The sequence below is a fragment of the Vibrio sp. Y10_XG_PY6 genome, assembly GCF_024181795.1.
In the GTDB taxonomy this organism is placed as follows: domain Bacteria; phylum Pseudomonadota; class Gammaproteobacteria; order Enterobacterales; family Vibrionaceae; genus Vibrio; species Vibrio diabolicus.
The window spans coordinates 605786-620790 of the sequence record NZ_JAMZAQ010000002.1 but is presented as its reverse complement, the minus strand read 5'-3'; the positions used below and the strand labels follow the sequence as shown (position 1 = coordinate 620790).

General features: G+C 44.9%; 14 protein-coding genes. 4 read left to right on the top strand and 10 right to left on the bottom strand.

The features are described 5' to 3' along the window. Positions 1 to 69: 69 nt before the first annotated feature. The 8 genes from fabF to yceD form a co-directional block, all read right to left on the bottom strand. Positions 70 to 1320 carry a beta-ketoacyl-ACP synthase II gene (fabF, locus tag NL644_RS11190; protein WP_253658399.1) on the bottom strand — a complete coding sequence of 417 codons (1251 nt, stop codon included), beginning with the start codon at positions 1318 to 1320 and terminating at the stop codon, positions 70 to 72. A gap of 93 nt (positions 1321 to 1413) precedes the next feature. Further along, positions 1414 to 1647 (bottom strand): acyl carrier protein, encoded by a 234-nt coding sequence (acpP, locus tag NL644_RS11185; protein ID WP_004406112.1) that lies wholly within the window; start codon positions 1645 to 1647, stop codon positions 1414 to 1416. A 246-nt stretch (positions 1648 to 1893) separates the two neighbouring features. Next, positions 1894 to 2628, bottom strand: a complete 735-nt coding sequence (gene fabG / locus NL644_RS11180) for a 3-oxoacyl-ACP reductase FabG (RefSeq protein ID WP_031780596.1) — start codon at positions 2626 to 2628, stop codon at positions 1894 to 1896. 46 nt (positions 2629 to 2674) lie between these two features. Continuing rightward, positions 2675 to 3598 (bottom strand): ACP S-malonyltransferase, encoded by a 924-nt coding sequence (fabD, locus tag NL644_RS11175; RefSeq protein ID WP_012841591.1) that lies wholly within the window; start codon positions 3596 to 3598, stop codon positions 2675 to 2677. Positions 3599 to 3673: 75 nt separating this feature from the next. After that, on the bottom strand, positions 3674 to 4624 hold the full coding sequence (locus tag NL644_RS11170; RefSeq protein ID WP_005396980.1) for a beta-ketoacyl-ACP synthase III: 951 nt from the start codon (positions 4622 to 4624) through the stop codon (positions 3674 to 3676). A 5-nt stretch (positions 4625 to 4629) separates the two neighbouring features. Next, positions 4630 to 5655, bottom strand: coding sequence for a phosphate acyltransferase PlsX (plsX, locus tag NL644_RS11165; protein ID WP_104974988.1), 1026 nt, complete (start codon positions 5653 to 5655; stop codon positions 4630 to 4632). A gap of 10 nt (positions 5656 to 5665) precedes the next feature. Further along, a complete protein-coding gene (gene rpmF / locus NL644_RS11160) occupies positions 5666 to 5836 on the bottom strand; it encodes a 50S ribosomal protein L32 (protein ID WP_005396978.1) in 171 nt (56 codons plus the stop codon). 59 nt (positions 5837 to 5895) lie between these two features. Further along, the gene (yceD, locus tag NL644_RS11155; protein ID WP_005396977.1) at positions 5896 to 6420 is read right to left on the bottom strand and encodes a 23S rRNA accumulation protein YceD; all 525 of its coding nucleotides are present in this window, start codon (positions 6418 to 6420) and stop codon (positions 5896 to 5898) included. Positions 6421 to 6569: 149 nt separating this feature from the next. Between yceD and NL644_RS11150 the strand changes: the two genes are divergently transcribed. Then, positions 6570 to 7151: a nucleoside triphosphate pyrophosphatase gene (locus NL644_RS11150; protein WP_046874421.1), complete on the top strand. Its 582-nt coding sequence runs from the start codon at positions 6570 to 6572 to the stop codon at positions 7149 to 7151. Between the two features lie 59 nt (positions 7152 to 7210). Here the strand turns inward: NL644_RS11150 and rluC are convergent, their stop codons facing one another. After that, on the bottom strand, positions 7211 to 8155 hold the full coding sequence (gene rluC / locus NL644_RS11145) for a 23S rRNA pseudouridine(955/2504/2580) synthase RluC (protein WP_005396975.1): 945 nt from the start codon (positions 8153 to 8155) through the stop codon (positions 7211 to 7213). A 639-nt stretch (positions 8156 to 8794) separates the two neighbouring features. Between rluC and rne the strand changes: the two genes are divergently transcribed. Both rne and NL644_RS11135 read left to right on the top strand, forming a co-directional pair. Next, a complete protein-coding gene (rne, locus tag NL644_RS11140) occupies positions 8795 to 11878 on the top strand; it encodes a ribonuclease E (RefSeq protein ID WP_253658398.1) in 3084 nt (1027 codons plus the stop codon). A gap of 332 nt (positions 11879 to 12210) precedes the next feature. Then, positions 12211 to 13770, top strand: coding sequence for a SulP family inorganic anion transporter (locus tag NL644_RS11135; protein ID WP_005380840.1), 1560 nt, complete (start codon positions 12211 to 12213; stop codon positions 13768 to 13770). A 60-nt stretch (positions 13771 to 13830) separates the two neighbouring features. Here NL644_RS11135 and NL644_RS11130 read toward each other — a convergent pair whose 3' ends face one another. After that, the gene (locus NL644_RS11130; RefSeq protein WP_046874419.1) at positions 13831 to 14280 is read right to left on the bottom strand and encodes a low molecular weight protein-tyrosine-phosphatase; all 450 of its coding nucleotides are present in this window, start codon (positions 14278 to 14280) and stop codon (positions 13831 to 13833) included. A 117-nt stretch (positions 14281 to 14397) separates the two neighbouring features. On the opposite strand from NL644_RS11130, the gene cobO reads away from it, so the two are divergent. After that, complete coding sequence (gene cobO, locus NL644_RS11125) at positions 14398 to 15003, top strand: cob(I)yrinic acid a,c-diamide adenosyltransferase (protein WP_253658397.1); 606 nt, start codon at positions 14398 to 14400, stop codon at positions 15001 to 15003. Positions 15004 to 15005 lie beyond the last annotated feature (2 nt).

The window sequence follows — 15005 nt, the reverse complement described above, 5'->3', positions numbered from 1 at the left end:
AACGGCTCAATGCTAAGCATCGAGCCGTTAGAATACAAGTTTCGCTTATCTAAATAAGGTTAGATAGTGTTACTCAGCGAACTTTTTGAAGATCAAAGAACCGTTTGTACCACCAAAGCCAAACGAGTTACAGATAGCGTATTCCATACCTTCAACTTTGCGCGCAGTGTGCGGCACAAGGTCGATGTCTAGATCTTCTTCTGGATCATCAAGGTTAATCGTTGGTGGAACGATTTGGTCAACCAAAGACATAACCGTGATAATTGCTTCAACAGAGCCTGCTGCACCTAATAGGTGACCAGTCATAGACTTAGTTGATGATACAAGTACTTGCTTCGCACCTTCTTCACCAAGAGCACGTTTCACGCCCTTGATTTCTGCAACGTCACCAGCAGGAGTAGATGTACCGTGAGCATTCACATAACCTACTTGGGTACCTGTGATGTTGGCGTCACGCATTGCCGCTTCCATCGCAAGTGCACCACCCGAGCCATCTTCGCTTGGAGAAGTCATGTGGTAAGCATCACCAGACATACCAAAACCAACCAGTTCTGCGTAAATCTTCGCGCCACGTGCTTTCGCGTGTTCGTACTCTTCAAGCACCATCATGCCAGCACCATCACCTAGAACAAAGCCATCACGGCCTTTATCCCATGGACGAGACGCTTTTTGAGGTTCGTCATTACGAGTAGATAGCGCTTTAGCTGCACCGAAGCCAGCCATGCCAAGAGGCGTAGACGCTTTTTCTGCGCCACCAGCAACCATCGCATCTGCATCGCCGTACGCAATCATTCGTGCAGCATGACCGATGTTATGTAGGCCAGTAGTACATGCTGTAGAAATCGCGATATTTGGACCACGAAGACCACGCATGATAGATAGGTTACCTGCAACCATATTTACGATGGTCGAAGGAACAAAAAATGGGCTAACTTTGCGAGGGCCTTTTTCTACTAATGCAGTGTGACCTGTTTCAATCAGATCTAGACCGCCAATGCCTGAGCCGATAGCAACACCAACTCGAGCCGCATTTTCTTCGGTAATTTGTAAGCCAGAGTTATCAAGAGCTTGAATACCCGCTGCAATGCCGTACTGGATGAAAAGATCCATCTTACGAGCATCTTTTTTAGACATGTACTCTGTGCAATCGAAATCTTTAACAAGACCTGCAAAACGAGTTGAGAAGTTCGTAGCATCAAAGTGCTCGATATTCACGATACCACTTTGACCTTCTAGCAGGGCTTTCCAAGATGATTCTACTGTGTTGCCTACCGGTGACAACATACCCATGCCAGTGACAACTACACGACGCTTGGACACGATATAATTCTCCGGGAATTGAATATTTCTATGAGAGGATAGAAGAAGTTAGAAAGAACACAGGCGGTCTAGGAGACCGCCTGGGAGAGCTAATTACTGAGCGCTGTTTACGTAGTCGATTGCAGCTTGAACAGTAGTGATCTTCTCAGCTTCTTCGTCAGGAATCTCAGTGTCGAATTCCTCTTCTAGAGCCATAACTAGTTCTACAGTGTCTAGAGAATCAGCACCTAGATCGTCAACGAAAGAAGCTTCGTTTTTAACTTCTGCTTCGTCTACACCTAGCTGTTCAACAATGATTTTCTTTACGCGTTCTTCGATGTTGCTCATTTTTCTTTTCCTTTACAGATTTCGCCTAATGCGATGATTCCGTAGTTTATTCGAACTATTGAAAGTTGCAAGGGGGTCCTTGCTGGTCAAACCACAAAATTAGCGAATTTAACCGAATTTCAATACATTTTTGACTTAAATCATGCACAAATCTTGCGCATAAGCATGACAAGTTCATGACAGTTAACTGCAACTATAGGCTATTTTTCACAATGTAAAATAGCTTATTTTGCACAAACTGTCTCATTAAACCATGTACATGCCACCATTTACATGCAAAGTTTCACCAGTAATGTACGCTGCTTCAGGAGAAGCAAGGAAAACTACTGCTGATGCAATTTCACGTGGGTCACCTAAACGACCAGCTGGCACGTTCGACAACGTTGCCGCACGTTGCTCATCATTTAGTGCCTTCGTCATGTCAGTTTCGATGAAACCAGGGGCAACAGTGTTCACTGTTACACCACGAGACGCAACTTCACGAGCCATTGATTTAGTAAAACCAATCACGCCCGCTTTCGCTGCTGCGTAGTTAGTTTGACCTGCGTTACCCATGGTACCAACAACAGAGCCTACGTTGATGATACGACCCGCACGTTTTTTCATCATGCCGCGTAAAACCGCTTTAGACATGCGGTAGATAGGCGTTAGGTTGGTATCGATGATGTCGTTCCACTCATCATCTTTCATACGCATCAATAGGTTGTCACGAGTAATACCAGCGTTATTCACCAGAATATCGATCACACCAAATTCTTCGTTGATCGTTTTTAGTGTCGCTTCGATAGACTCGACATCGGTCACGTTAAGAGCTAGGCCTTTACCGTTATCACCAAGATACTCGCTGATAGCTGCAGCGCCACTTTCAGAAGTAGCCGTACCGATAACCGTCGCACCGCGCTCTACAAGAAGTTCCGCGATCGCGCGGCCAATACCACGGCTTGCGCCGGTAACTAGCGCGATCTTACCTTCTAGATTCATCATGTTGTGTTTCCTTTTCTTATCGCAAGTTTTATCGCTTGATGGATTACTTCGCCGCGTCTAGCGACGCAACATCATTCACTGCTGCTGCAGTTAGCGTTTTCACGATACGTTTTGTTAGACCTGTTAAAACCTTACCAGGACCAAGCTCAAGAAGCTGTTCTACCCCTTGCTCGTGCATAAGCTCGACTGTTTCAGTCCAGCGAACTGGGCTATGTAGCTGACGAACAAGCGCATCTTTGATTTTTGCAGGATCTGTCTCAGCAACCACATCAACGTTATTGATAACTGGCAGCTGTGGTGAGTTAAATTCGATAGACTCAAGAGCTACTGCAAGTTTTTCCGCTGCTGGCTTCATAAGCGCACAGTGTGATGGCACTGAAACAGGAAGAGGAAGCGCACGTTTCGCACCAGCTTCTTTACATAGCGCTCCCGCACGCTCTACAGCGTCTTTGCTACCCGCGATAACTACCTGACCAGGCGAGTTAAAGTTTACTGGAGAGACCACTTCACCTTGCGCTGCGTCTTCACACGCTTTTGCAATCGCATCATCAGCCAAACCGATAATCGCGTACATAGCGCCAGTACCTGCTGGTACCGCCTCTTGCATTAGCTTACCGCGTAATTCAACCAGCTTGATTGCTTCTTTAAAGTCAATCACACCCGCACATACAAGTGCTGAGTACTCACCTAGGCTGTGACCGGCTAGGTTTGCTGGTTGCTCTAAACCGAGCTCCTGCCATACACGCCAGATTGCAACAGATGAAGCTAGCAAAGCTGGTTGAGTGCGGAAAGTCTCGTTTAAATCTTCTGCAGGTCCATTTTGAACAAGCGCCCATAGATCGTAACCTAGTGCGTCAGATGCTTCTGCAAATGTTTGTTTTACTACGTCATATTGTTCGCCAAGTTCTGCAAGCATACCTACAGCTTGAGAACCTTGACCTGGAAATACGATAGCAAACTTGCTCATGTTGTTTTCCTTTAAGCAAAGTAAAAAGAAATAAGATGCACCAAGTGCACCTTAAATTTTGAATTCTCGTGAAACTTAGAACTTCACCAGAGCAGAGCCCCAAGTGAAACCGCCACCAAACGCCTCTAGCAATAAAGTCTGCCCGCGTTTAATGCGACCATCGCGCACAGCTTCATCCAGCGCAGATGGTACTGTCGCCGCAGAAGTATTCCCGTGTCGGTCTAGTGTCACCACGACTTGGTCCAAAGACATTGAAAGCTTTTTCGCTGTTGCCGAAATAATTCGATAGTTCGCTTGATGCGGTACTAGCCAGTCTAGTTCAGACTTATGCATGTTGTTGGCTTCAAGCGTATCTTTTACTAGTTTCGATAACTGAGTGACAGCGACTTTGAATACTTCGTTACCTGCCATATGAAGCCATTTGTCGGCATCTTGACCACGCTCAGGTACAGGTAGGCTTAGTAGCTCACCGAATTGACCATCTGAGTATATGTGGGTAGAAATAATACCAGGCTCTTGGCTAGCGCCTACGACAACGGCTCCAGCACCATCACCAAATAGGATAATGGTTGAACGGTCTGTCGGATCACACGTTTTAGACAAAGCATCTGAACCAATAACAAGTACGTTTTTACACATACCCGATTTAATATGTTGGTCTGCAACAGATAATGCGTACACAAAACCAGAACAAGCAGCGGCTAAGTCAAAAGCTGGACAACCTTTAATGCCAAGCTTTGCCTGCACCTGACACGCAGATGAAGGGAAAGTATGGCTACTGCTCGTTGTGGCTACGATAATCAGGTCGATATCGTTTTTATCAATACCCGCCATATCGATAGCGTTTTCAGCTGCGTAGAATGCCATGTCCGCTACAGTCTCATTTTCTGCAGCAATTCGACGCTCTTTAATACCCGTGCGAGCAACGATCCACTCATCACTTGTATCTACCATTTTCTCTAGATCTGCGTTTGTACGCACCTGAGATGGCAGGTAGCTGCCAGTACCTAAAATTTTGCTATACATGAAGACTAATAATGCCTCTCGAGTAAAACCGCTTCCAAACGATCGCTAATACGGCTTGGTACTTGTCGTTTGACCTCGTGTACTGCCTCGCCAAGTGCATTGACAATCGCAGATACATCCGCACTTCCATGGCTTTTTATGACAATGCCGCGCAATCCTAGCAAACTTGCGCCGTTATACTGGTCGGGGTTCAGTGTTTTTAGTTCATTAAATAGCCGAGAAAACAACTTTCTAGCAATCCAACCCTTTATCGTTGACGCCATCATACTGGTTTTAATTTTTTCGATAAAAAGTTGAGCTGTTCCCTCACTGGCTTTTAAGCATACGTTGCCGACAAACCCATCACATACAATGACGTCTGCAACATCATGCAAAATTTGATTACCTTCAATATAACCAACAAAGTTAATCGCGTCGGTCTGAGAAAGCATTTCTGCGCAACGTTTGACTAAATCGTTACCTTTAATCTCTTCTGCGCCAATATTGAGTACAGCAACGCGAGGAGGACAACCTAAGTGTTCTTCTGCTAATGCACTGCCCATTACAGCAAATTGGAACAAACTATCAGCATCGCACGATACATTCGCACCTAGATCTAGCATCCAAGTACGCTTTCCAGTAATCGTCGGTAGAGCTGAAACTAAAGCAGGACGTTCAATACCAGGAAGTAACTTAAGAATGAAACGCGATAGTGCCATTAATGCACCGGTGTTGCCACCACTAACACAAGCATCCGCCTTCTGCTCAGAAACCAAATCGATAGCCATACGCATGGAACTATTTTGGCTATTACGTAGTGCCAATGAAGGTTTTTCTGAGTTCGAGATAACTTTCTCACTATGAAGAATAGTCAAGCGGGAACTGGTCGAGGTACCGAGTTGAAATAATTGAGACGTGATCAGAGATTGATCACCTATAAGAATCACTTTTAGCTCTGGGAAATGAGACAGTGCCTGCACGGCGGCAGGCACTGTTACGCGTGGACCGAAATCCCCGCCCATTGCATCAAGTGCAACGGTAATACTTTGCAAAGGTTCAACCTTACTTGTTGATAACCTTTTGACCACGGTAGTAACCTTCAGCAGTTACGTTGTGGCGTAGGTGAGTTTCACCAGAAGTCGCGTCTACAGATAGAGCAGCTGTAGTTAGCGCATCGTGTGAACGACGCATACCGCGCTTAGAACGAGTTTTACGGTTTTTCTGTACGGCCATTGACCCTACTCCTATACTATTGGGTTAAAAACCTGAAGAAGAATCGGTTACCACACCTATTACTTTTTCAGACTTTTCAAAACGTCGAATGGATTCGGTTTTTCTTCCTCAATTTCTTCAGGAATCTCACCAAAAACCATGTTATTTGAATCAACGCTACAATCCGCTTCATCGTGCATCGCAATTTGAGGTAATGCTAAGATGAACTCGTCTTCAACCAGTTGTATAAGGTCTAATTCACCATATTCATTTAGATCTACCAAATCATAAATTTCTGGTGCTTCCTGTTCCGTTTTCTCACCGTAGTAAGGAGTAGAAAGGAATTCAACTTCGCACTCATGTGCGAATACCTCATTACAACGCTGACACTCTAAATCGACTTCGATGTTAGCTTTACCAGAGATAACAACGAGTCGCTGTTCATCCATCCCAAATGACAATGAGACTTCTGCGTCGCGTTTTACGCCTTCAGTTGTTTCCGCTAAGCGCTTGAAAAGACTAGCTTGGATGATGCCATCGTAATCTAATCGTTTCTGTGCAGCTTTTGCTGGGTCAACCGTTCGCGGTATTTTTACCTTTTGCATAGGGCGCGAATATTATCTTCCAAATCAAAATTAGTCAAAGAAAAAGGCAAAAAAGTTGTACTTTTTTACGCTTAACATACAGAGCATTAGCCAGAATCATTTTTGATCGATTATCCTATCGGAAATGCTCCCACGAATTGTAATTCAAAATGAAAAATTACCAACTGGTTTTAGCCTCAACCTCTCCTTTTCGTAAACAACTGCTTGAAAAGCTTTCACTACCGTTCATTTGTTTATCACCTGATTGCGATGAAACACCGTTTGACCAGGAAACGCCTCTTGAACTGGTGCAAAGATTGGCCCAAGAGAAAGCAACATCTTGCCAGACGGATAAAGCAAGTTTAGTTATCGGCAGTGACCAGGTTTGTGTCATTAATGGTGAAATCGTTGGCAAACCTTTAAATAGAGACAACGCAATAAATCAACTTTTGTCTCAAAGTGGAAAAGTCATCACTTTCTATACTGGTCTTGCGGTACATAACACCGTCACAAACCATACAGAAGTCGGCTTTGATTCTTTCGAAGTACACTTTAGAGATTTGACGCTTGAACAAATCGAACGCTACGTCGACAGGGAAGAGCCTTTTTACTGCGCTGGTAGCTTTAAAAGCGAAGGAATGGGAATTTGTTTGTTTAACAAATTAGTGGGGAAAGACCCGAATACACTTATCGGGCTACCACTGATTGATTTGATTGATATGTTGCATGTTCAGGGACTCGATGTCCTTTAATCCAAATACTATAAAAGGGAGCCACAGGCTCCCTTTTCGCATCCACGAGGAAAACATGGTTACGCGTTTCTTAAACCCGCCAACACTTTTTCTAGCTTCGGTTCCATCGGTGCGTTGATTTCCATCCACTCATCATTTGATGGGTGCTGAAACTTGATGTTTGCCGCGTGTAGGAACAAACGATCTAAACCAACTTGACCTGTGTAAGCATCAAAGCGGCGGTCACCGTAGCGATCATCCCAAGCGATTGGGTGGCCCGTGTATTGTGTATGAACTCGGATTTGGTGAGTTCGACCAGTAATCGGACTCGCTTGAATCAATGTTGCTTGTTCAAACTTTTCCAAAATCTTAAAACGCGTTTCAGACGGCTTACCGTTTGGGTTAACACGAACAATACTGTTCACTTCGTTTTTAAGCAATGGCGCGTTCACAACCTTACAACTGCTTTTCCATTGTCCCATGACAAGAGCTAAGTAAAACTTCTTCACTGTCTTTTCACGAAACTGGGCTTGCAAGTGACGAAGTGCAGAACGCTTCTTAGCAACCAGCAAGATACCTGAAGTATCACGGTCAATACGATGCACAAGTTCAAGAAAGCGAGCTTGAGGACGCAGAGCTCTAAGCGCTTCAATCGCGCCAAACTTTAAGCCACTGCCACCATGCACAGCGGTACCAGATGGCTTGTTTAGAATCAACATATGATCATCTTCGAAGATGATCATATCTTCCAACTCTGCGACTTTGTTTAGTTTCGTACTTGGCGCGACATCGTCATCTTTTTTCTCGACTGTCACTGGTGGAATACGAACGAGATCGCCTGCTTTTAACTTGTACTCTGCTTTTATACGCTTTTTATTTACACGTACTTCGCCCTTACGCACGATTCGGTAAATCATGCTTTTAGGGATGTCTTTTAATTGGTTGCGCAAAAAATTATCAATGCGCTGACCCGCCATATCTTCGTCAATGTCGACGAACTGGACTTTTGTTCTTATTTCGCTCATGGGCGCTATTGTAAACTCAATTTCGCGTGACTTCACATTATTCTTGTCGTAAAAGAAACACTCGATAGTACAAACTGATCTAAATTTCGCCAAGCTTTTGTTTAAATTATTAAAACTCTCAATCGAGTTCTCAATTTGTTTTCTGTCTTGATCAGTTTACACATCTCAATTGCTTATGAAACAGCCAGTTATAAATTAGAAATTTTGAGTTTAGCGGCAAATTTTCTATCGTTTGCGTGAAAGCAGATTGCTGATAGCCACGCGCACTGCTATAGTTCACAGCTGCTAAGGAAGGTTTGGTTACATTTTATTCATTACCAATCATTTATCCTCAAGCAATGTGAGTAGATCGTTGAAGGTCGAGTGCAGCATTGGCGTGAGACACATCGAATTCAACACTCTTGCCACCCTACTCCTCGCATATTCACGTTGAGTACCTACCGCCCAAATAGCGGGTCACAAGTCTACGTTTCCAACAGAAACCGCAAGAGGCTTGTGATGACTGAAGTGCCCGAGAGCATCCCCTTCCAGCCGGGAGGCTGCAAAATACAAGCCATGGGATCAGGCACCGTGAAAGAGCGAAAAAACAGTGGCAAGTCGACAAGAAAGATATAAAAGAAAAGACAACGAGAATTTTCAATGAAAAGAATGTTAATTAACGCAACTCAAAAAGAAGAGTTGCGTGTCGCTCTGGTTGATGGCCAGCGACTTTTCGATCTTGATATCGAGAGTCCAGGTCATGAATCTAAAAAAGCGAATATCTACAAAGGACGTATCACACGTATCGAACCAAGCTTAGAAGCCGCATTTGTTGATTACGGCGCCGAGCGTCACGGTTTCCTCCCTCTCAAAGAAATTGCCCGCGAATATTTTCCTGAAGGTTACACCTACCAAGGTCGTCCAAGCATCAAAGAAGTGCTAACGGAAGGCCAAGAAGTTATCGTTCAAGTGGAAAAAGAAGAACGTGGAAGCAAGGGCGCAGCTCTTACTACTTTCATTTCTCTTGCTGGTAGTTACCTTGTTCTGATGCCTAACAACCCTCGTGCTGGCGGTATTTCTCGTCGAATCGAAGGTGACGAGCGTACTCAACTAAAAGCCGCATTAAGTACTTTGGAACTGCCTCAGGGCATGGGCCTAATCGTACGTACTGCTGGCGTTGGCAAGAGTGCTGAAGAACTTGAGTGGGATTTGAATGTACTACTTAACCACTGGGGTGCAATCAAAGGTGCAGCGGACTCGAACCCTGCTCCATTCTTAATCCACCAAGAAAGTAACGTTATCGTTCGTGCAATCCGTGACTATTTGCGTCGTGATATTGGCGAAATCTTAATTGACAGCAACACCATCTACGAACGTGCAAAAGAGCACATTCAATTGGTGCGCCCTGATTTCGTTAACCGCGTTAAGAAATATGAAGGCGAAGTTCCACTATTCAGCCACTACCAAATCGAAAGCCAAATTGAATCAGCTTTCCAACGTGAAGTGCGTCTGCCATCTGGTGGTTCTATTGTTATTGACCCAACCGAAGCACTAACGTCTATCGATATCAACTCTGCTCGTGCAACCAAGGGCGGCGATATTGAAGAAACAGCCCTAAACACGAACCTAGAAGCAGCCGACGAAATTGCTCGCCAGTTACGTCTACGTGACTTGGGTGGCTTAGTGGTTATCGACTTTATCGATATGACACCTGTTCGCCACCAACGAGAAGTAGAAAACCGTCTACGTGAAGCCGTTCGTCTTGACCGCGCTCGTGTACAAATCGGTCGTATTTCTCGCTTTGGTTTGTTGGAGATGTCACGTCAACGTTTAAGCCCTTCTCTAGCAGAAGCAAGCCACCACATCTGTCCTCGCTGTAGCGGTACTGGAGTCGTTCGCGACAACGAATCTCTAGCACTTTCTGTGCTTCGTTTAATCGAAGAGGAAGCACTGAAAGACAATACAGCGCAAGTTCTCGCAGTTGTACCTGTGCCAATCGCTTCTTACTTGTTGAACGAAAAACGTCGTTCAGTTAACCATATCGAACGCATTCAAGAAGTGAAGATTACGGTTGTTCCAAACTCTGACATGGAAACGCCGCACTTCGAAGTTATCCGTGTTCGTGAAGGTGAAGAGTTCGATCTGATTTCTTACCTACTTCCTAAAAAACTGGAAGCAATGAAAGAAGCGGAAGGTAAAGAGCCAGCGGAAGTTGACGTAAAACCTAAACGAATCGAAGAACCTGTTCTTAAAGGCTTTGCGGCGCCTTCTCAAACGGCACCTGCACCAGCAGCTAAACCTGCCCCTGAGGCGAAGAAGAAAGAACAGAAAGTTGAACAAGAAGAAAAACCTGGACTGTTCAGCCGTTTGTTTAAAGCACTTGGTAGTTTCCTATTCGGCGGTTCTGAAGAAGTAAAAGAAGAACCGAAACCTCAGGAAGAGAAAAAGCCAAATCGCGATAATCGACGCAACAAACGTGATCGCAATGATCGTCGTCGCAATAACAACCAACGCGATAATCGTGAGAACCGCGACAATCGTGATAACCGTGATAACCGACGTCGTCGTAAGCCTCGTGATGAGCAAGCGAATGAGCAAAACGAAGCTCAACAACAAACCAATAAACAGCAAAACCGCAACCAAAAGCGTAAGCCTAAAGCTCAACAAGCAGACAAAGCCCAAGAGCAAAAAGCAAATGCAAAAGTAGCGGAAAAAGGTCTGCAGCTAGCAGCGGAAGCTCGAACTGAAACAAAACCAGAAGAGAGCAAACCAAAGCAACAAAACACGAAAGCAGAAAAAGTGAAGGAGCGTCGCCAACGTCGCAAACTGAACAAGTCTGTACGCGTTAAAGACCAAGAAGCGGTTGAGAAGAAAACAGAAGAAACGGCGGTTAAGACTCAAGAAACAGTTGAAACCAAAGTTGAGAAGCCAACAGAAGCAGCGGTAGAAGCACAGCAAGACAACAAGCAAGCAGAGTCTAAGCAACGTCGTAACCGTCGTTCGCCACGTCACCTGCGTGCAAGCGGTCAGCGCCGTCGCCGTGGTCGCGATCGCCGTCCTAACCCGTTCCGCCTGCGTAAAGGTGGTGTAGCTTCTCCTGAGATGGCTATGGGTAAAGTAATGCCACGCTACATTCCGAAACCAGCACCTAAGAAAGAAGAGCAAGTTAAGGAAGAAGCAGTAGCAGCAGTACCTACAATGCAAGGTGGTTTTGCTTGCCCAGAAATGGCTATGGGTAAAGTGATTATTCGCCGCGAGCAACCTGTTGTAACAGAAGCACCAGTTGTTGAATCAAAGGTTCAAGAAACAGTTGAAGCGAAAGTTGAATCTCCAGCAGTAGAAGCACCTGTTGTGGAAGCAGTAATCGCAGAAAAAACTGAATCGGCAGTAGTAGAAACAGCCTCTGTAGAGCCAATCGTTGAAGCACCTACAACTGAACAAGCTGATTCGACCGAAGGTGTTGTAGAAACAGTACCTGCTGAAGAGCCAGTGGTTGAAGCGGCAAAAGAGGTTGCAGCCGAAGCGCCAGTAGCTAAACCAGAGCCTAAAGTCGAAGCCATTAAAGTTGCGGCTAAGCTAAACGCTAGCGCACCGATGACGAAAGCACCTGGCCCTCAAGAGCTACGCGAAATCACTGTTGCAGCAGCACCGTTCAAAACCGAACGTTACCAAGCTAAAGGTGCGGGTAGCCAAGTGGCTAAAAACCGCGCATCGGCAGAGATGACAAAGCCTAACTTTAACTAGGCTAAATCATTACGTTCAACAGCTTAACGGCATAAATAAATTAAAGGCTACCATCTGGTAGCCTTTTTTATCTTCATATTTCCCCAATAAATTGTTCATATAAATACCAATTCGTGATCACATTTGTACGCCATTATTCGTATCATTCTTGAACTTAATCACACTTTTCGGTAGCATGCGCCGACTCAAGTTTTCGACACCATTCTGATGCTGCTCTTTTAATACTACGGTTTACACTGCAATGTTTGATTAGAAATCAACCACTCAGTGGCTTGTGCAAATACGAATATGTGTCGGGTTTAACTCATTGCAAAGAGAACTTAAAAACAAACATGTTCGAATTTCCCCAATTTTCTAAGCACTCCGTAAAAAATGATGTGCTATCAGGCTTAACCGTTGCGCTAGCATTGGTTCCTGAAGCTGTCGCATTTGCGTTCGTCGCAGGCGTAGATCCGATGGTCGGTCTTTACGCTGCATTCATCGTTGGTCTTATTACTTCCATTTTCGGTGGTCGTCCCGGCATGATCTCTGGTGCAACAGGTGCCATGGCAGTCGTAATGGTTTCGCTTGTCGCGACTCACGGTGTCCAGTACCTATTCGCAGCCATCATGCTCGCTGGTATACTTCAAATTGCCGCTGGTATGTTTAAATTGGGTAAGTTCATCCGTATCGTGCCTCACCCTGTGATGATTGGTTTTGTGAACGGTCTGGCTATTGTTATCTTCCTAGCTCAGTTGGGTCAGTTTAAAGCGCCAGATATCAACGGCATGCTTACTTGGCTACCACAAGACCAAATGCTGCTAATGCTTGGTTTGGTTGCGCTAACTATGGCAATCATTCACTTTCTACCAAAAATCACAACAGCTGTACCCTCTTCACTTGTTGCGATCGTAACGGTGACTGCTTTAGTGGTTGGCTTGGATCTGGAAACTCGCACTGTTGTTGACTTCCTGCGTACAATGTCTGGTGATGAAGCTGCAACACTCGCAGGTTCACTACCAACCTTCTCTATTCCTGCGGTACCATTTACACTAGAGACACTACAAATCATTCTTCCATACGCGATCATTCTCGCGGCAATTGGTCTAATTGAATCTCTACTAACGCTGACAGTTTTAGATGAGATGACGAACACTCGTGGTCAATCTAACCGCGAATGTATCGGTCAAGGTATGGCAAACATGACTTGTTCTGTGTTTGGGGCTATGGGTGGTTGTGCAATGATTGGTCAGTCGATGATCAACGTAAACTCAGGTGGTCGCGGTCGTCTATCTGGTATCGTTGCTGCTATCGCTCTATTGATGTTTATCTTATTCGCTTCTTCGCTAATTGAAATGATCCCACTCGCTGCTCTGGTTGGTGTGATGTTCATGGTTGTAATTGGTACATTCGAATGGGCAACATTTAAGCTAGCGCGCCGCGTACCGAAGCAAGACTTCTTCGTTATTGTTCTTGTGACCGTTGTTACTGTTCTTACTGACCTTGCTGTTGCCGTAGCAGTTGGTGTTATCGTTTCTGCATTAATGTTTGCATGGCAACACGCTAAGCACATCTATGCCGACACATGCTTAAACGAGGAAGGTTCAAAAGAGTACAAGATTCACGGTCCTATTTTCTTTGGTTCTGCCGCTAACTTCTTGGAGTTGTTTAACGCGCCTGAAGATCCAAAAGATGTGATTGTCGATTTTGCAGACTCTCGCGTGACTGATCACTCTGCAATTGAAGCGATTGAAACACTAGCAGAGCGTTACAATGCTCAAGGTAAAACGCTGCACCTTCGTCACCTAAGCCCAGATTGTCGTAAACTTTTGGACAAAGCTGGCAGCTTGGTTGAAATCAATGTGAAGGAAGACCCAAGCTACAAAGTGGCAACCGACATTTTAGCGGGTTAATACAAATAAAAAGGGATGGGCTCAGCTCATCCCTTTTCCTATTGTCTTTAAGCCCGGCGATTATAGCTTCTTCAAAATCTCCTCTGATGCCTCTTCGATTAAATCAAGCACCAGTTCAAAGCCATCTTTTCCACCGTAATATGGGTCTGGGACTTCATCGTAATCTGACCCAGAATGACTTAAAAATAACGATACTTTGTGTCGATACTTCAACGGACAAATATCCAATAAATCGGCTAAATTTGCTTTATCTGCGGCTAATATCAGGTCAAACTTTTCAAAGTCATCAATGGTAACTTGACGCGCACGCATTCCTTTAAAAGAGTAACCTCGCTGCTTTCCTGCGGCCATTGCCCTTGAATCCGGTGGGTTTCCTGCGTGGTAGCCAATCGTACCTGCCGAATCAACCTCCACGGCAATACCCAACTCTTGAGCTTTCGCTCTTAACACTGCTTCTCCGGTTGGTGACCGACAAATGTTTCCCATACAAACAACAAGTATTTTCTTCATTTTATTCCCTGAATTATCGGTGGTTTTTCTTCACGATATGTTGGTCTATCATAGCGAGATAAATCAATGAACCCAAATTAGCTTGGGCACAGCACGAAAAGGAATTGAGGAAGTATTATGTCTATCGAAGAAAATAAAGAAGCACGCCATAAGGCTCGCCAACAAAAAGTCAAAGAACAGGTAGACGCAAAAATTGCTGCTGCTCAAGAGGAAAAAGGTCTGCTACTGATCATTACCGGAAATGGTAAAGGTAAATCGACATCAGGGTTCGGTACGATAGCACGCGCAGTGGGTCATGATTTGAATTGTGCTGTCGCGCAGTTTATTAAAGGTACTTGGGATAATGGTGAGCGCAACCTACTTGAGAAACTCGGCGTTGAATTCCAAGTAATGGCGACCGGCTTTACATGGGAAACTCAAAACAAAGCCGCTGATACCGAAGCAGCGCAAGGCATATGGCAAGAATGTAAGCGCATGCTCAAAGATGAATCTATCGATGTGGTTCTTTTTGACGAGCTGACGTACATGGTGAGCTACGGCTACATTGATTTAGACGAGGTCGTTGAAGCGCTGAACAACCGCCCTAAAATGCAGTCGGTTGTCATTACTGGTCGTGGCGCTCATCGCACTCTGATTGAAATGGCTGATACCGTTTCTGAAGTGAAGAATGTAAAGCATGCATTTGAGTCAGGCGTCAAAGCGCTGAAAGGTGTCGACTGGTAAAG